Genomic DNA, 17,462 nt, shown 5'->3' on the forward strand with positions numbered 1-17,462 from the left:
GGAGCGCCGACGGAGGAGGCGCGAGGCGGGTCGTAGTACGAGCTAGTCGTGGTCTGGGTCGTCGGTCCAGTTGGCTCGTTCTGAGTTGAAGATTGATTTGCTGGACGTGCCCGCCGTGCGGGTTGTCGTCTGGTGACTGGGGGCCGTCGTGGTGGTCGTGGTGACCTCGGCGGCGGTGTTCATGCCGATCGGGCCGGTGCCGTCGTCATCGGAATCGTCGTCGTCTCCCTGGACGACGTCGACGCTGGCGGAGGCTCGCAGGCCGGTGCGCTGGATGACTCGCTGGATCGTCAGGTCGCGGTCGTCGGGACGGCTGACGTATTTGATCTCGCGGAAGCCCTGGTCCTGCGCGGCGGACTCGAAGACGAAGTGGCCGTAGCCGAACATCCGGCCGATGAGCGGTTTCTGCAGGGTGATGTCGAGGATTCGCGCGATCGGGGTGGTCGCGACGGTCTGCGAGAAGACGCCGCGGATCCTCATCACGCGCATGTTCGTGACGACGAAGCGGTCGCGATGCTGGGTGAGGAACTGCCAGAACGCGTGGCCGAGCAGCACCAGCACGATCACCAGCAGCACGCCGGCGCCAGTCAGCGGCAGCCACAGCATCGTCACCAGCAGTGCCGTCGCCAGCAGGACCTCGAGCATCGGCACGGCGAACACCACCCAGTGGTGCCGCACCTCGTCGATGACGACCTCACCCTCGTCCGAGATCAGATGCCGCCTGACCTTGGGATCGAAGATCCTGAAGAGGCCTATTCCGGCCATCCACTCACTCCCCTGTCCACCCCGCTGTCGGCCATGCGGCCCTCATCTAGGTCACTACAGCCAAGTGTCCCGCACGAATGCTCGATACGGGACACTTGACTGAAGGCTCAGTTGAACAGCGCGGACAGGAACGTGATCACGCTCCCGAACGCATCGCCTACGGCCGAGAACGCACCTCCTACGGCATTTGCGGCGTTCTCCGGCTGTGTGAACAGATAGAACGCCGCAAAGGCGATGACCAGCCAGATCAGCAGCTTCTTCGGCATGTCACCACTCCTCGTTCGCAACCAATTCGGTCGACTGTGTTGTATCACGGATAGTCACTGATTGTCACTGACTGAACACAGCCCACCGCACAATGCCCACCAGCTTCAAGATCCATTCTGTAACGGATCAGGGGCCATGGCAGCCACCGGCGCGCCGCCATGAGACGAACGTAGCCCGACAGGGCACATTCACTACTTCCCTGCCCGCTTTCGGATGTGACAGAGAGTCGCCAAGTGTGTCAGTGACGAAGCTCAGAGTGCGTCGATCAGTTCGTCGGCGGCGGAGTAGGGATCGGTACTTCCGTCGGCGACCTTCGCGGCCAGTACGTCGAGTCGCGCGTCGCCGTGAAGGTGCGCGAACCGGGATCGCAGGGCGGTCATCGCGATCGCCTCGATCTCGTCGCGGGCCCGGGTGCGGCGGCGTTCGGTCAGTACGCCGTTGCCACTCATCCAGGTCAGCCGGTCCTCGATCGCGGTGACCACCTCGTCGACGCCTTCGTTGCGGGAGGCAACCGTTTTCAGGATCGGCGGGGTCCAGGCGTCCGGGCCGCGCTCGGCCAGCGCGAGCATCGCGCGCAGGTCGCGAGTGACGTTCTGGACGCCGTCGCGGTCGGCCTTGTTCACCACGTAGATGTCGCCGACCTCGAGGATGCCCGCCTTCGCGGCCTGGATGCCGTCGCCCATCCCGGGCGCGAGCAGGATGATCGTCGTGTCGGCCATCCCGGCGATCTCGACCTCGGACTGCCCGACCCCGACGGTTTCGACCAGGACGACGTCGAAGCCGGCCGCGTCGAGCACCCGCAGCGCCTGCGGGGTGGTCCAGGCCAGGCCGCCCAGATGGCCGCGAGAGGCCATCGAGCGGATGAACACGCCGGTATCGGTCGCATGGTCCTGCATCCGGACCCGGTCGCCGAGCAGCGCGCCACCGGAGAACGGCGACGACGGATCGACGGCCAGTACTCCGACCCGCTTCCCCGTCGCCCGGTACGCCGAAACGAGCGCCGAGGTGGAGGTCGACTTGCCGACCCCCGGCGAGCCGGTGATGCCGATGATGTGCGCCCGGCCGGCATGCGGCGCGAGCGCTGCCATCACCTCGCGCAGCAGCGGCGACTCGTCCTCGACGAGCGAGATGAGCCGTGCGACTGCCCGCGAGTCGCCGTCGCGGGCTCTCTCGACCAGCTCGGCGACCGGGGCAGTCCGTCGTGGCATCGGCTCTCTGTCAGCTCGGGGTACGAATGGAAGGCAAAGGGCAGAGCGTAACCCTCGGCGTCAGCTCTTCTGCGGAACCCGGACGATGAGGGCATCACCCTGGCCGCCACCGCCGCACAGGGCCGCGGCACCGGTACCGCCGCCGCGGCGCTGAAGCTCCAGCGCCAGGTGCAGCACCAGCCGGGCGCCCGACATGCCGATCGGGTGGCCGACCGCGATCGCGCCGCCGTTCACGTTGACCTTGTCCAGGTCGACGTTCAGCTCACGGGCGCTGGCGATTCCGACGGCCGCGAAGGCCTCGTTGATCTCGATCAGGTCGAGCGCGGCGGGCTCGATGCCTTCCTTCGAGCAGGCCTTGACGATCGCGTTGGCCGGCTGGCTCTGCAGCGACGAGTCCGGCCCGGCGACCGAACCGTGCGCGCCGATCTCGGCCAGCCAGGTCAGCCCGAGCTCCTCGGCCTTCGCCTTGCTCATCACGACGACGGCACAGCCACCGTCGGAGATCTGCGAGGCCGAGCCGGCGGTGATCGTGCCGTCCTTGCCGAACGCCGGCCGCAACCGGCTGAGCGACTCCAGCGAGGTGTCGGCGCGAATGCCCTCGTCCGCGTCGATCACCAGCGGGTCACCCTTGCGCTGCGGGACCTCGACCGGCACCACCTCGTCGGCGAAGACGCCGTTCTTCCAGCCCTCCGCAGCCAGCTGGTGCGACCGGACGCTGAACTCGTCCTGCTCCTCGCGGGTCACCTGCAGGCCGTCGTTGTTCACCTGATCGGTGAGCGGGCCCATGCCCTGGTCGGTGAAGGCGTCCCACAGCCCGTCGAACGACATCGAGTCGACCAGCGCGGTGTCGCCGTACTTGAATCCCTCGCGCGACTTCTTCAGCAGGTGCGGCGCGTTCGTCATCGACTCCATCCCGCCGGCCACCACCACGTCGTACTCGCCGGCGCGGATCAGCTGGTCGGCCATCGCGATCGCGTTCAGGCCGGACAGGCAGACCTTGTTGATGGTGATCGCGGGCACCGACATCGGGATGCCGCCCTTGACCGCGGCCTGGCGGGCGGCGATCTGGCCCGCGCCGGCCTGCAGTACCTGGCCCATGATCACGTACTCGACCTGCTCGGGTGCGACGCCGGCCTTGGCCAGCGCGGCCTTGATCGCGAAGCCGCCGAGCTCGGCGCCGGTGAAGCCCTTCAGGCCACCCAGCAACCGCCCGATGGGCGTCCGCGCACCGGCGACTATGACAGTTGTGTTCTGCGGGTTGCGAGTGGTGTCAGACATGCATCTCACGATACCTGCGAGCGCACTGGTACGGAGCTGTCGATCCGGTCACACTCGATTGGAATCGGCGCACAGGCAGGCCAATCTGAAGCCATGGACGTCACCGGAACCCAGACCCTGTTCGAAGCCATCGACCATGTCGGCATCGCCGTGGCGGACTTCGACGAGGCGGTCCGGTTCTACGCCGAGACGTTCGGCATGACGGTCGCGCACGAGGAGATCAACGAGGAGCAGGGCGTCCGCGAGGCGATGCTCTCGGTCGGCGGCAGCGGCTCCTCGATCCAGCTGCTCGCACCATTGTCGGAAGACTCCCCGATCGCCCGCTTCCTGACCCAGCGCGGCCCGGGCATCCAGCAACTCGCGTACCGGGTCCGCGACCTCGACGCCGTCTCGGCCACCTTGCGCGAACGCGGCGCCGTCCTCCTGTACGACGAACCGCGCCGCGGCACTGCGGGTTCGCGGGTCAACTTCCTGCACCCGCGCGGCACCGGCGGAGTCCTGATCGAACTGGTCGAGCCCGCCTCCTGAATCAGCGGCACCGCGCCCAGCGGCGTACGGATGAGCGCCGCCGGTCACCGCTGGTAACCGTCGGTGACGAGCCGCATTTCAGCAGGCCGGAATGCCGGTTCGGGACTACGCTGTTGAGGTGCTGATCGACAGCGCCCCTGAAGCAGTGAACGGTGGTCCAGCCGGTTTTCAGCACGACGCCTTCGTCTACATCGATGATGACGACTTCGTGCGCCGGGCAACTCCGTTCCTCCGCGACGGCCTGAGCGCCGGCGAGGTGGTGCTCGCAGCCCTCCCGCCGGAGCGGATCTCCTTACTGCGCAAGGAACTCGGCGACCTCGCCGGGCAGATCACCTTCATCGACATGACCGTCGCCGGCCGCAACCCGGCGCGGATCATCCCGCTCTGGGCCGACCTGATGCGCCGCCATCCCGGGCGCTCGATTCGCGGTCTCGGTGAGCCCGCATACCCGGGCAGGACCGCTGCCGAGTTCACGGAGGCCAAGCTCCACGAGGCGTTGCTCAACGTGGCCTTCGAGCACTCCGGCCCGTTCCGGCTGCGCTGCCCGTACTCCGCTGCGGCCCTCTCCCCCGAGCTCGAGCCGGCCGAGACCCATCCGGTCGTGATCGGGTCGCGGAACGGCTGCTCCCTCGACTGGGGCAAGGTCGCGCTGGAGCTCTTCGGCGCGTCGCTGCCCGCAGTACCGGGGTGGGCGCAGCGGCGCGAGTTCGGGCTGGCCGAGCTGACCGCAGTACGGCGATGGGCGGCCGAGTGGGCGCGGTCGCAAGGGCTGTCGCGGGATCAGGTGGACGATCTGGCGCTGGCATTGCATGAGATCTGCACCAACAGCGTGCGGTTCGGTGGCGGGCAGGGGACGTTGTCGCTGTGGGCGCAGCACCGGACACTGATCCTCGACGTCGCGGATCGCGGCCGGATCGACGACCTGCTGGTCGGGCGGGTGCTGCCACCGATCGAAGGGCTCGGTGGGCGGGGCACCTGGATGGCGAACCAGCTCTGCGACCTGGTCCAGCTCAGGTCCAGCGGGACCGGCACCCAGGTCCGGCTGCACAGCAGGCTTGACCGGGGCGGAGGGGCGGGGTAGGCAAGGCTGCCATCGAAAGCACTTGCCCGAGTAAGACCACTAAACGCAGTGGACTGGAAAAGTGACGGTCGTCTCAACGGCTGCGACCTCCATCACAGAACCCTTCAAAGCGGGGCATACTCGTCGGTAGATTCCGCTTTCACACGCTCCACCCACCCGGAGGTACGACGTGAAGCAGATCCTCGACGCGATCCTGGCCGGCGACACGCCCGCGGAGGAATTCAGCCGGCTCGAAGTACCGGCGCACTATCGCGGTATCACCGTGCACGCGGACGAGACCGGGATGTTCGAGGGCCTGGCGGCCAACGAGAAGGACCCGCGCAAGAGCCTGCACCTGGACGACGTACCGACGCCGGAGCTCGGGCCGGGCGAGGCGCTGGTCGCGGTGATGGCGAGCGCGATCAACTACAACACCGTGTGGACCTCGATCTTCGAGCCGGTCTCCACCTTCAGCTTCCTCAAGCGGTACGGGAAACTGTCACCGCTGACCGCCCGCCACGACCTGCCGTACCACGTGGTCGGCTCGGACCTGGCCGGCGTCGTACTGCGGACCGGGCCCGGCGTGAACGCGTGGAAGCCGGGCGACGAGGTCGTCGCGCACTGCCTGTCGGTCGAGCTCGAATCGCCGGACGGGCACAACGACACGATGATGGACTCGGAGCAGCGGATCTGGGGATTCGAGACCAACTTCGGCGGGCTGGCCGAGCTCGCGCTGGTGAAGTCGAACCAGTTGATGCCGAAGCCGGCCCACCTGACCTGGGAGGAGGCCGCTTCGCCCGGGCTGGTGAACAGTACGGCGTACCGGCAACTGGTGTCGGCGAACGGCGCGAACATGAAGCAGGGCGACGTCGTGCTGATCTGGGGCGCGTCGGGTGGGCTCGGCTCTTATGCGACGCAGTTCGCGCTGAACGGCGGGGCGATCCCGGTCTGCGTGGTGTCCTCGCCGGAGAAGGCGGAGATCTGCCGGGCGATGGGCGCGGAGCTGATCATCGACCGGTCGGCCGAGGGGTACAAGTTCTGGTCGGACGAGCACACCCAGGATGCTCGCGAGTGGAAGCGGTTCGGCGCGAAGATCCGGGAGCTGACGGGTGGGGACGATCCGGACATCGTCTTCGAGCATCCTGGGCGGGAGACGTTCGGGGCGTCCACGTACGTCGCGCGGCGGGGCGGGACGATCGTGACGTGTGCGTCGACGTCGGGCTATATGCACGAGTACGACAACCGCTATCTGTGGATGAACCTCAAGCGGATCATCGGCTCGCACTTCGCCAACTACCGCGAGGCGTGGGAGGCGAACCGGCTGATCGCCAAGGGCATGGTGCATCCCACGCTGAGCCGGGTCTACCCGCTCGAGGAGACCGGCCAGGCGGCCTACGACGTGCACCGCAATCTCCACCAGGGCAAGGTCGGCGTCCTCACCCTCGCCCCCGGCGAAGGCCTCGGCGTCAAGAATCCCGAGCTGCGCGAACAGCACCTCACCCAGATCAACCGCTTCCGCGACCGGTAGCCCCGGACCGCCACCACTCACAAAGCCCCGGGATCGCGGCAGATTCCGGTGGGCGTGAGCGTGGGGCCGGGCCCGCGCCGCGACTTCATGAGTGGTGGACGTCCGGCCGCCCGGGGGTCGCGGTTGGTGTTCGGGTGGTGACCCGGTTGGCGTGGTGGGTGGGGGCTCTGACAGGCTTTAGGGTGAGGGATTCAACCGAGCCGCCAGAAGGGACTCTTTGGGATGGCTGACGAGTCGAGCCTGCCGTTTTTCGATCGTACGGCGACCGCTGCCGGGGGGTTCCCCGTCGGGCGTCGCGGGTACGACAAACAGGCCGTGGACGACTACGTCCGCGCGCTGGAGATGCAGCTCGCCGACGCCCGCGGCCGGCTGGAGGAGGCGCAGGCCAACTCCGCTCCCCTGCAACGGCAACTCGAGGAGGCCAAGCGCCAGCTCGATGCCAGCGCCAACCCGTCGTACGCCGGGCTCGGTGACCGGGCCGCGCAGATCCTGCGGCTCGCCCAGGACCAGGCCTCCGAGGCCCTCGAAGAGGCCCGTCGTGAGGCCGACGAGCTCCGCACCACCGCCGCCAAGGAAGCTACCGCCGCGCGGGCGACCGGTGAGCGCGAGGCCCAGGACATCCGCACCGTCGCGCTGAACGAGTCCGACAGCATGCGCCGTACTGCGGAAGGCGACGCGGCCGAGATCCGCCGGACCGCCGACACCGAGGCCGCCGAAGTACTCGCCGCTGCCCGTCGCAAGGCGGAGACGCTGCAGCTGACGGCCGAGTCCGAGTCCAGCACGATGAAGAACGGCGCGCTGCACGAGGCGGAGAAGATCCGCACCGCGATCCAGCGTGAGTCCGCCGCCCTGCGGGCGCGACTGGCCGACGAGCGCGAGCAGCAGGCCAAGGAACTGGCCGACAAGCACTCCAAGATCGCCGCCGACACCGAGAACCTGACCACCCAGATGCGCGAGGCCGCCGAGGCCTCGGAGCGCCGGGTCGCCGAGGCCACCGAGCAGGCGCGCAAGATCCGCGCGGAAGCGGACGACTCCGCCGAGCGCACGCTGGCCCGCGCCCGCCGCGAGGCCGAGCAGCAGCTCACCACCGCGCGCACCCGGTCCGAGGCCGAGCTGGCCAGCGCCGCCGACGAGGCGGAGCGGTCGCGCACGATCATCGCCCGCGAGACCGAGCGGCTCGCCAAGCGCCGCGACGGCATCCTGGCACAGATCGCCGGCCTGAACGACATCGCCAGCAACATCGCGCGCCAGGCCGCCGAGCTCGACTCCGAAACGGCCACTCCGTACAGCAACCCGTTCGCCGCGCCGGCAGCTCCCCCGGCCGCCCCGCCGAGCAGCCAGTTCGCAAAGGGTGCCGACGCACCGAGCAGTTCCTCGGGCAGCCCGTTCGGGGCTCCCGCGTCGGGTCTCGATGCGCCGAGCAGTTCCTCGGGTAGCCCGTTCGCCGCACCGTCGTACGGCGACGACGCCCCAGCGACGTACACGACCGGCTCCGACAGGCCCGCCGCGACCTACGCGGCTGCCGAGGTGGAGCCGGAAGAGGCTGATCTCGGGCGTGGTGGGAACCCGTTCGCGGGTGGCAGCCCGTTTGTCGGTGCTGACGCCGGCGATGCGCGGGTGGACGAGACCCGCATCGACACCAACCTGCGGGTGGACGCGAGCAGCGTCGACGACCTCCGGGACGCCGAGCCGCCGCGGGACGAGACCCGGATCGACGAGTTCCGGCTGCCCGGCCTGAGCACCGACTCGAAGGCCGACAAGCCGGCCGACGACTCCAAGGCGGCCGACGCCGAGGCTGACGATGCCAAGGCGAACGTCAAGGTGCCCAAGGCGAACGACGTCAAGGCGAAGGCGGATGACGACCTCCCGGCCACGAAGGATGAGAAGTGACGCCTTCCGGCGACCAGAACTCGACCGGCAAGGCCACTGAGATCACAGAACTCGAGGAAGCCACCCGCGAGGCGAAGGCCGCCGCGGTCGAGGCCGAGGCGGCTGCTGACGACGCGGAACAGTCCGCCGAGAACGCCGAGAACTCGGCGGAGGAGTCGGAGGACGCGGCGGATCACGCCGAGATCGCCGCCAAGCATTCCGCCCAAGCCGCCGAGCAGGCCCAGGCGGCGAGGGAGGACGAGCAGAGTCTGGTGGGCGAGCTGCTGATCGACGAGCGGCATCCCTCGGAGGGGATGGGCCAGCCCGGTCGCCCGCTGCACCGATCGAACCCGTTCGTGTTCGGCTTCTTCGCGGCCCTCGGCGTACTCGTCGCCTGGGGTCTGTGGAACGCGCTCGGCCAGGCCAAGTCGGTCCTCATCCTGCTGATCGTGTCGATGTTCATCGCGGTCGGCCTGAACCCGCTGGTCGAGTGGTTCATGCGCCGCGGCCTGAAGCGTGGGCTCGCGGTCGGCGTCGTCTTCCTGCTGATGATCCTCGCGGTCACCGGCGTCGGCCTCGCGATCGTCCCGGTCGTCACCGACCAGATCGACGGGCTGATCACCAACGCGCCGCAATGGCTCGACCTGCTGACCAAGTCCAAGACGTTGAACGAACTCAACGTGCGCTACGACTTCATCAAGAAGGCGCAGGACTACATCCAGGACCCGGCGCTGGCGCAGAAGGCGTTCGGCGGCATCCTCGGCGTCGGCAAGGTGGTCGCGAACGCGCTGTTCTCGGCGTTCACGATCCTGATCCTCACCCTGTACTTCCTGGCCTCGCTGCCGACGGTCAAGCGCGCGGCGTACAGCCTGGTTCCGGCCACCCGGCGGAACCGGGTGTCGATCCTCGGCGACGAGGTGCTCAGCCGGGTCGGCGGCTACGTCAGCGGCCAGTTCCTGGTGGCGGCGTGTGCCGGGCTCTGCATGTTCATCTTCCTGCAGATCGTCGGCCTCGGCGAGTACGCCGTTGCGCTGGCGATCGTGGTCATGTTCACCGCGTTCATCCCGATGGTCGGTGGGCTGATCGGCGTCGTGCTGGTCGCACTGATCGGCTTCACCGACGGGCTCTGGACCGGTGTCGCCTGCCTCGTGTACGGCATCATCTACCAGCAGATCGAGAACTACGTCGTCGCGCCGCGGATCATGCGCCGCGCGGTCGACATCCCCGGCGCCGTCACGGTGATCGCGGCCCTGCTCGGTGGCGCGCTGCTCGGCGTCGTCGGCGCTCTGCTCGCCATCCCGACCGCCGCGGCCATCCTGCTGATCATCCGCGAGGTCTGGGTCCGCAAGGCCGACGCTTCCTAGTCGTTGCCGGTACCTCGGACACCGCAGGGCGTCCGAGGTACCAACTTCTAGCTGGCGAAGCAGAGCGCCTGTGCGCCGGCGCTGAAGCACTGGATCCGCTTCGTCGCCGAGGCGGAGTTGCCCGCGCGATCCGTCACCGTCAGCTCGGCGGTGTAGGTCGCCTGCCCGGCCGGGTAGTTGTGCGAGACCTTCGTCCCGGTACCGGTCTGGGCATCGCCGAACTTCCACGCATAGCCGGCGATGTCGTTGTCCGGGTCGCGTGAGCTCGCGGCGTCGAAGTCGCACTTCTGGTAGAAGCAACTCACCGAGAAGGCCGCCACCGGCGGACTGCCCGCGCTCTGCCCGACCTGCACCGACTTCACCTCGTCATCGGTCTTGCCGTCGTTGTCGGTGACCGTCAGCTTGACGCTGTAGCTGCCCGCCTTCGCGTACTTGTGCGCCGCCGGCTTCACCCCTTCGCCAGTGCTGCCGTCGCCGAAGTCCCACCGGTACGCCGTGATCGAACCGCCCTCGTCGCTGGAAGCCGACCCGTCGAAGGCGCACGCCAGCGTCGAATCCGTGCAGCTCGCGGTGAACGCGGCAACCGGCACACCCACCGGCGGCGGACCCGAGCCACCGATCTTGCTGACGTCGAGCAACTTGTTCGGAGACCCCGTGCCCGGGTTCTTCACCACGCCGCTCATCGCCAGCGAGACGAGCCCGTCGCGGACCTGCTGCGGTGTCGCGGTCGGGTTCGCCGCGAGGTACAGGGCCGCCGCGCCGGTCACGTGCGGTGCTGCCATCGACGTACCGGACATGCCCTTCGAGCCGGTGTTGCTCGAGTTGCTGGCCGACGTGATGCTGCCGCCGGGCGCGAAGATATCGACGCAGGAGCCGAGGTTGGAGAAGCTCGACCGGTTGTCGTTCTCGTCGGTGGACGCGACCGTGATCGCCTCGGCGACCTTGGCCGGGCTCACCGAACAGGCATCGCCGCCGTTGTTGCCGGCAGCAACTGCCCAGGTGATGCCGGCCGCGATCGAGGCCTTCACCGCGCGGTTGACTCCCTCGGGGTCGGCGTTGGCGCCGCCCGAGGTCCAGCTCGCGTTCGCGACCGCGGGCTTCACGGCGTTCTTGGTGACCCACTCGATACCCTGGATCCCGTCCGCGTCGGGCGCGTTGCCGTCACAGCCGAGCACCTTCACGCCGATCACGGTGACGTCCTTGGCCACGCCGTACGTCTCGCTGCTCGACGTACCGGCCGTGTGGGTGCCGTGGCCCTGGTCGAACTGGCCCTTGCACTCGTTGACGTTCGGGTCTTCGTCGACGAAGTCGTAGCCGGACTTGGCCCGGCCCTCGAAGGCGACGTGGTCGGTGTTCAGCTCGGAGTCGGTGTTGTAGACGGTGACACCGGTACCGGTGTTCGGGTACTTGTAGGCCCGGTCCTTCACGCCGTCGATCCGGTCCAGTCCCCAGGACGGCGGATTCGGCTGCTCGCCTGCGAGTGCCCGGCCGGCCGCCGTACTTCGAGTCGCGCCGTACACGTTGGCCATCGGAACCGTTGCCCGATGCACCCAAAGGGACTGCTGGACGAACTCCACCTTCGGGTCGGCCGCGAGCCGTTTGGCCTGCGCCTCCGACATCGCGGCCGAGAAGCCGCGCAGCGTTGCGGAGTACACGTAGCCGATCTTGCCGCCGTACCGATCAGTCAGGCCGCGGGCCTCACCCGCGACCATCGACTCCGCCGACGCGGTCAGCGACGTACCGCCGTACAGGCCGACGATGTAGCGCCCGGGGATGGTGTCCGGGGCACCTTCGTTGAGGATCCGGCCGATCGGCGCCGCCGCGGCCGGGCTCTGACCGGCCAGCAGCAGCGCGACCGCGGCCAAGACCCCCAGTATCGTTCTTTTTCGCATCGCTACCTCCGAAGTGTGGGCGGACCATCACTGTCGGTGGCTCTGCGGACCGAAACAATCCGGACCCCATTAAGTAAGTACTACGTAGCGGCGGCAGCACCCGGATGGGAGACCATCCGGGTGCTTTCGGCTTCAGAGAGTTTCGGCTTCAGAGATTGGGGACGCGGCGATCGGTTGCGTCTAGGCGGGCGGCGGTCCTGAGGGAGTCCAGGACGTAGGTCGGCACGCGCAGTCCTTGCCGTTGGGCCCAGAGCAGTTCGAGCTCCAGCCGGCCGATCTGCTCGGCGTACCGGGTGATCCCCTTCTCGCCTTCCGTCGTGATGCCGAGATGGTGCATCACCGCACCGAACTCGGCCCACTGCTTCTTGGTATACGCGCCGACGGGTTCGAACGTGTGCCGCCGCAAGGTACGGACCAGCCACTTCTGCCACTGGGTCAGCTCGGACCACAAACCCTGAGCAGCGATCTTGTAGTAGGCGAAGTGCCCCGGCTCCTGACGCTTGATCGGCGCGACGATGGTCGAGGCAATAGCTCGCTCGCCGAGATCCAGCAGGCCCAGGTGAAGCTTGTTGTACGCGAGAATGGCCGACTGCTCCGTCGCGACGCCGGTGAGGTAGTACATCATCCGGGTCACGTCCTGTACGGCGCTCAACCGCCCGAGCGCACCGAGCACCCGGAAGCTGAGCGACACATGGGTAAGGTCCGGCGTCGACGGCGGCAGGCCGGCCAGCGACTGCAGCCGATCCAGCAGCAACCCGTGATGGATCTCCTGCGGCAGCCACACATCGGCGTAGAAGTGCCGATCGATGGGCGGCGGATCCGGCAGCAACAAGTTGAGCTCCAGCACGTTCCGCTCGACTTCCAGCTCGACCCTCGACATATAGGTGAGCACCGGGCCGAACCGCTCGGCGAGCAACTCCGGTCGCGCCATCGAGTAGTCGGCACTGTCCACCGGGATCGGCGGATGCTCATCAGCCAGCCGCTCGACATGCTCAGCCAGCCGCGCCTCGACCGTGAACGGCCTCCGGCGCCCACGCCTGAACCGGCGCCAGGGCGAAGTACCGGAGGCAGTCATGACCAAGCCACCCGGAACGCCCAGCCCAGCCCCCGGCTCCAGTTGCCGCAATCTCTCATGATGACGATTTCCCCCGCCCCAGGCCCTCGGTTCAACTTCGGTCGGCCCCGACATTGAGTAAGTCTCACCTTACTTCCCCCGGGGTAGCATCACCCACTACCTTTTCGCGCACGATGCCGTGATCCCTCGCACGTCGGCAGCCGGCTTCGGGACTCTTCGGTCCGTTGCTGGATACGACTACCAGTATGAAGATGCCGGGGCCGGTTCACGTCCGGGAGTCCACTGAACCATCCCTGGTTTGCCGACTGCGCAGACCTCCGAAGTACGGGCCTGAGGCCTCAGTGCCGGATCAGGCCGCCGACTGGGATGGACGCGACGTGGCCGGTTGCCGGAGCGGTCTGTGCCAGCGTGAGGCCGACGTCGATCAGCCCGGCTCGACCTTGCCACCGGGGAGAGTCCACCAGCTTCCCTCGCCCTTCGGCGAGACATACCGGGCGAGAAGCACCCGCCCACCTTCGATACACACCGCATACGCCGCCATCCGGAAACTCATCCCGGCACTTTAGTTCGAAGAGCTGGTGGGCGGAGGCGGTGTCGACAGTCGGCGCCTGGTCGATCGGGCGTGGGTCAGCTGCGACGTCGGTTCTGACGCTCGCGATCGGGTGGGCTGTCCCGATCGACAGGACATAGTCGTCTACGTATATCCCTCCGCCCGCCTGAGCTACCCGCCAAACCCCACGATTCGGCGACTATGTCCTGTCGGTCGGGACAGCCAGCCGGTCTGAGATGGTGGGCCAACTGGGTTCTGAGTGCGCGTGGGTGTAGTACTAGGGGCCGGCGAGCTTGGTGACCTCGGGTGTGCGGGGGTTCGCGAAAGCGCAGGCTCGGGGATAGCCGGAGAGGCAGCCTCGCATTGTCATCAGGGCTGTGTAGTAGTCGATGTACCGGAAGCCGTAAGTCTCGCCCCGCGCGAAAGCCTGGTGGCGGATGGCGCTCACCCAGCGGTAGAACGCTTCGTCCGGGATCGGCACGTAGATGGACGGCTCGAAGCCCTCCATGTCCTCCCAGTTCTCCGCATGCAAGAACGTCTTCACCGAATGCCGCGGCAGGTCCTGCTCCATCGGCAGCGCCGCCAGGAAGCGCGCCCTCTCGGCGAGTTTCGCGGTGTACTCGTGGTCGCGGTGGATGCTGTGCTTCCAGTGTGTGATGAGTGTGTCCGGCTGCTTCTCCCGGATGATCGAGGCCAGTTCGAAGGCGACCTCGTCGGTGTCCGGCAGGAAGCCGTCGCTGTGGTCGAGGGCGATGAAGTCGGCGCCGATCGCCGTCGCGAACGCCTCGCCTTCGGCCAGCTTCTGCACCTTGTACTCCGCCGGCGAGAGCCGGGGGTGGCCGCGCTCGCCATAGGTGAGGGCGACGATGGTCGCGTTCGCGCCCTCGAGCACGAGCTTGGCCAGGGTCGGTCCCGCGGTCAGGTCCATGTCGCCGATGTGTCCGCCGAAGGCGACCACCGATCTGTTCATTGCAGGGATCTCCTTGCCGGGGTTGGGGCTATTTCAGGCCGCTGAGCACGACGCCGCGGACGTAGTACTTCTGGAAGACCAGGAAGACGGCCAGCACGGGCAGCGTGCTGATCACCAGGCCGGCCATCACGATCGGCATCGTCCGGTCCGGGTCGAGGAAGCTCTGCAGCAACTGGATGCCGACCGGCAGCGTCTGCAGATCGGGGTCGGACGACGAGATGAGCAAGGTCCAGATGTACTCGTTCCACATGCCGATGAAGGTGATCAGCCCGAGGGTGATCGCCACCGGTTTGGTCTGCGGCAGCACGATCAGCCGCCAGATCTGCCACTGGTTCGCCCCGTCGATCCTGGCCGCCTCGAGCATCTCGTCGGGCAGCGAGACCATGAACTGGCGCATCAGGAAGATGCCGAAGCCGCTGACGGTGAACGGCAGGATCAGCGCCAGCAGGCTGGTAGTCAGCCCGCCGTCGCCGCCGCGGCCGAGCAGGTCGTTGCCGCCGGCCAGCGGCCAGTTGAGCATAATCAGGAAGGTCGGGATCAGCAGCAGGAACGGCGGCAGCATCATCGTGGCGAGGATGAACCGGAAGATCACGGCGCGACCGCGGAAGCGCAGCTTGGCCAGTGCGTAGCCGGCCATGCTGGAGGTGACCAGCACGCTCACGGTGACGCTGATCGTGACGATCACGCTGTTGCGGAACAGCCGGACGAGTTCGAGCTGCTCGAAGGCGGCCCGGTAGTTGTCGAGGCTGAACGATTCGGGCAGCAGCTTGTACGGGAGAACGCCGTATTCCCCCGCGCCCTTGAAGGAACTCATCACCATGTCGAGGAAGGGCATCACCATCGCGACGCCACCCAGAATGACCACCAGGTAGGCGAACCAGGGGAACCGGCGTCTCATGAGGTCTCCTCCCCGCGCCGGCGGGCGACGTACAGCTGGAGCAGGGTGATCACCAGGATGACGACGAACAACACCATCGCCATCGCGCTCGCAGTTCCCCATGCGCCGAACTTGAACGCCTGCTGGTACATCTCGAACGCCGCGACGTTGGTCGCGTTGACCGGCCCGCCGTCGGTTGTCATCACGATGATCAGCGCGAACGACTGCAGTCCGCCGATGAACTGGGTGATCAACACGAACAGCAGCGACGGCCTGAGCAGCGGCAAGGTGATCTGCCAGAACATCCGCCAGGTGTTCGCGCCGTCGACCTCGGCGGCCTCGTAGTACATCTCGGGGATGGACTTGAGGCCGGCAGTGAGGATCAGGACGGCGCCACCGATCGAGGCCCAGGCATGGACGACTGTCACCGCTGGGAGGGCGTAGTTGGCGTCGGACAGGAAGCCGATGCTGTTCGCGCCGAGTTTGTTCAGGATGCCGTTGATCAGGCCGGCCGGCTGGTACATCATCTTCCAGACGTTGCCGATGGCCACCACCGTCGCGACCACCGGCAGGAAGTACAGGACCCGCCAGAAGCCCTGGAAGCTCAGCCTGTCGATGCAGTAGGCAACCAGTACGGAGCCGATGGTTGCCAAGGCCACCGAGCCGAAGGCGAACAACAGCGTGTTGACCAGGATCGGCTTGACGAAGGTCCCGTCGAAGCGGAGCACGTCGGAGAAGTTTTTCAGCCCGGCCCACTCGATCGTCCCGAGGTCGAAGCCACCCCAGTCGGAGAACGCCAGTACGACGGCGAACAGGAACGGGAGGATCAGGAAGATGCAGAAGAAGAGCAGCGACGGCGCGAGGAACAGGTACGCCGCCCGCCCTTCGCGGTGGAAGCCCTGACGGGCGGAGGCGGTCGCCCGAGGCGCCTCCGCCCGTAGGGTGCTCTCGGCGGTCGTCACTGTGGTTTGACGGCCTTGGCCGCTTGGGCGAGCGCCTCGTCGGGGCTCTTGCCATCGGACAGAACCGTCATGATCGAGTTATGCAGGGCCGTCTTGGCTTCGTACGCACCTGGCATGTTCGGCTCCGGCATCGCGTACTCCGCGGCGTCGTAGATCGGTACCAGGTTCGGGTCCTTCAGAGACTTCTTGAGCGTCGCGGCGTCAGCGGTGCGCGGCGGGATCAGGCCCATGTCCGCGAGGTACTGACCCATCCCCGTGACACCGCTGTCGGTCTGGTGATCGTTGAGCCAGGCAAGAAACTTCCATGCTTCCTCGGAATGCTTGCTGCGCTGGTTGACGCCCATGAAGAACCCGTACGCGAGCGACCCCTTGCTGCCGGCGGTCGGGCCGGGGATCGGCGCGACGCCGACGTCGGAGTACTTGCCGGCCATCTGCGTCTTCAGGCTGCCGACCCACCAGCCCGCCTGGATCGCCATCGCGACACCGCCACTGCGGAACTGCTTCACCGGTGAGATCGACGGATCGGTCGCCTTCGCCGCCGCCAGGTCGGCCTCCAGCCGCAGCGCCGACTTGCCCTGCGCGTTGTCGAACTGCGCCTTGCCGTCCGGCCCGAGGAAGGTACCGCCGGCCGAGTCGAGGAGCGACAGGAACGGATGGGCCGACTTGTTGTCGCCGTCCTGGATCAGGCTCAGGCCTTCGACCTGAACGTTGCCCTTGGCATCGCGCTTGGCGACCTTCTTCGCGGTCTCCTGCAGTTCGGCCCAGGTCGCGGGCGGCTTGGTGACGCCGGCCGCGGCCAGGATCTTCTTGTTGTAGAAGAGTCCATACGTGTTCAGCTCGGTCGGGTAGCCAAGCAGGGTGCCACCAGTCGTGACAGCTCCCAGCGCGGCCGGGCTGTATTTCGAGTTGATGCCCTTGGCAACGTCATCCGGCACCTTGGCGAGGACGTTCGCCTTCTGCAACTGACCGCCCCACAGACCGTAGGCGCTGACGATGTCGGCACCGCGACCGCCGGTCTGCCGAACCGTCAAGGTGGTGAGCAGGTCGTCGAACTTGACCACCTCGGACTTCACCTGGATGTCCGGGTTCTCCTTGTTCCATTGCTCGAGCATCTTGTCCAGCCCGTCCTTGGCCGGGTGGGAGCCGTAGTGGCTGAGCAGGGTGAGCTGGACCTTGCCGTCTCCACTCGCCCCCTCACCACCTGAGCACGCAGTACCGGACGCCAGCAGTCCCAGTACGACGGCCAGCCGGATGCCTTGAGTCATTCGC

At 67.4% G+C, this 17,462-nt stretch carries 16 protein-coding genes; 5 read left to right on the forward strand and 11 right to left on the reverse strand.

What is annotated here, in order from left to right; translation table 11 throughout:
* Positions 1–42 precede the first annotated feature (42 nt).
* The 4 genes from A3ES_RS0108545 to A3ES_RS0108560 all read right to left on the reverse strand — a co-directional run bounded on the left by A3ES_RS0108545 (position 43) and on the right by A3ES_RS0108560 (position 3,518).
* Positions 43–765, reverse strand: coding sequence for a PH domain-containing protein (locus A3ES_RS0108545; protein WP_020386380.1), 723 nt, complete (start codon positions 763–765; stop codon positions 43–45).
* A gap of 107 nt (positions 766–872) precedes the next feature.
* On the reverse strand, positions 873–1,031 hold the full coding sequence (locus A3ES_RS54985) for a hypothetical protein (RefSeq protein ID WP_020386381.1): 159 nt from the start codon (positions 1,029–1,031) through the stop codon (positions 873–875).
* Between the two features lie 252 nt (positions 1,032–1,283).
* Entirely contained in the window at positions 1,284–2,240 is a 957-nt protein-coding gene (meaB, locus tag A3ES_RS0108555; RefSeq protein ID WP_020386382.1) for a methylmalonyl Co-A mutase-associated GTPase MeaB, read from the reverse strand.
* A gap of 60 nt (positions 2,241–2,300) precedes the next feature.
* Complete coding sequence (locus A3ES_RS0108560) at positions 2,301–3,518, reverse strand: acetyl-CoA C-acetyltransferase (RefSeq protein ID WP_020386383.1); 1,218 nt, start codon at positions 3,516–3,518, stop codon at positions 2,301–2,303.
* 93 nt (positions 3,519–3,611) lie between these two features.
* Between A3ES_RS0108560 and mce the strand changes: the two genes are divergently transcribed.
* From mce to A3ES_RS0108585, 5 genes are all read left to right on the forward strand, one after another.
* Positions 3,612–4,046 carry a methylmalonyl-CoA epimerase gene (gene mce / locus A3ES_RS0108565; RefSeq protein WP_020386384.1) on the forward strand — a complete coding sequence of 145 codons (435 nt, stop codon included), beginning with the start codon at positions 3,612–3,614 and terminating at the stop codon, positions 4,044–4,046.
* 118 nt (positions 4,047–4,164) lie between these two features.
* Complete coding sequence (locus A3ES_RS0108570) at positions 4,165–5,127, forward strand: sensor histidine kinase (RefSeq protein WP_157630401.1); 963 nt, start codon at positions 4,165–4,167, stop codon at positions 5,125–5,127.
* A gap of 169 nt (positions 5,128–5,296) precedes the next feature.
* Positions 5,297–6,634 carry a crotonyl-CoA carboxylase/reductase gene (gene ccrA / locus A3ES_RS0108575; protein ID WP_020386386.1) on the forward strand — a complete coding sequence of 446 codons (1,338 nt, stop codon included), beginning with the start codon at positions 5,297–5,299 and terminating at the stop codon, positions 6,632–6,634.
* Between the two features lie 222 nt (positions 6,635–6,856).
* On the forward strand, positions 6,857–8,524 hold the full coding sequence (locus tag A3ES_RS0108580) for a coiled-coil domain-containing protein (RefSeq protein ID WP_020386387.1): 1,668 nt from the start codon (positions 6,857–6,859) through the stop codon (positions 8,522–8,524).
* Positions 8,521–9,867 (forward strand): AI-2E family transporter, encoded by a 1,347-nt coding sequence (locus A3ES_RS0108585; protein ID WP_020386388.1) that lies wholly within the window; start codon positions 8,521–8,523, stop codon positions 9,865–9,867. Before A3ES_RS0108580 ends, A3ES_RS0108585 begins: the two co-directional genes overlap by 4 nt.
* 47 nt (positions 9,868–9,914) lie before the next feature.
* Here the strand turns inward: A3ES_RS0108585 and A3ES_RS0108590 are convergent, their stop codons facing one another.
* The 7 genes from A3ES_RS0108590 to A3ES_RS0108620 all read right to left on the reverse strand — a co-directional run bounded on the left by A3ES_RS0108590 (position 9,915) and on the right by A3ES_RS0108620 (position 17,458).
* On the reverse strand, positions 9,915–11,759 hold the full coding sequence (locus tag A3ES_RS0108590) for a S8 family serine peptidase (RefSeq protein WP_040454266.1): 1,845 nt from the start codon (positions 11,757–11,759) through the stop codon (positions 9,915–9,917).
* Between the two features lie 148 nt (positions 11,760–11,907).
* Entirely contained in the window at positions 11,908–12,834 is a 927-nt protein-coding gene (locus A3ES_RS0108595; protein ID WP_237744889.1) for a GTP-binding protein LepA, read from the reverse strand.
* Between the two features lie 424 nt (positions 12,835–13,258).
* Complete coding sequence (locus A3ES_RS55435) at positions 13,259–13,387, reverse strand: NUDIX hydrolase (protein ID WP_202806465.1); 129 nt, start codon at positions 13,385–13,387, stop codon at positions 13,259–13,261.
* A gap of 274 nt (positions 13,388–13,661) precedes the next feature.
* Positions 13,662–14,354: a PIG-L deacetylase family protein gene (locus A3ES_RS0108605; protein WP_020386392.1), complete on the reverse strand. Its 693-nt coding sequence runs from the start codon at positions 14,352–14,354 to the stop codon at positions 13,662–13,664.
* A gap of 28 nt (positions 14,355–14,382) precedes the next feature.
* Positions 14,383–15,252: a carbohydrate ABC transporter permease gene (locus tag A3ES_RS0108610; protein WP_020386393.1), complete on the reverse strand. Its 870-nt coding sequence runs from the start codon at positions 15,250–15,252 to the stop codon at positions 14,383–14,385.
* On the reverse strand, positions 15,249–16,193 hold the full coding sequence (locus A3ES_RS0108615; protein WP_020386394.1) for a carbohydrate ABC transporter permease: 945 nt from the start codon (positions 16,191–16,193) through the stop codon (positions 15,249–15,251). The genes A3ES_RS0108610 and A3ES_RS0108615 overlap by 4 nt, the downstream gene beginning before the upstream one ends.
* Positions 16,190–17,458 carry an ABC transporter substrate-binding protein gene (locus A3ES_RS0108620; protein WP_020386395.1) on the reverse strand — a complete coding sequence of 423 codons (1,269 nt, stop codon included), beginning with the start codon at positions 17,456–17,458 and terminating at the stop codon, positions 16,190–16,192. The genes A3ES_RS0108615 and A3ES_RS0108620 overlap by 4 nt, the downstream gene beginning before the upstream one ends.
* Positions 17,459–17,462: the final 4 nt, after the last annotated feature.

Origin of the sequence: Kribbella catacumbae DSM 19601 (assembly GCF_000372465.1) — a bacterium.
In the GTDB taxonomy this organism is placed as follows: Bacteria; Actinomycetota; Actinomycetes; order Propionibacteriales; family Kribbellaceae; genus Kribbella; species Kribbella catacumbae.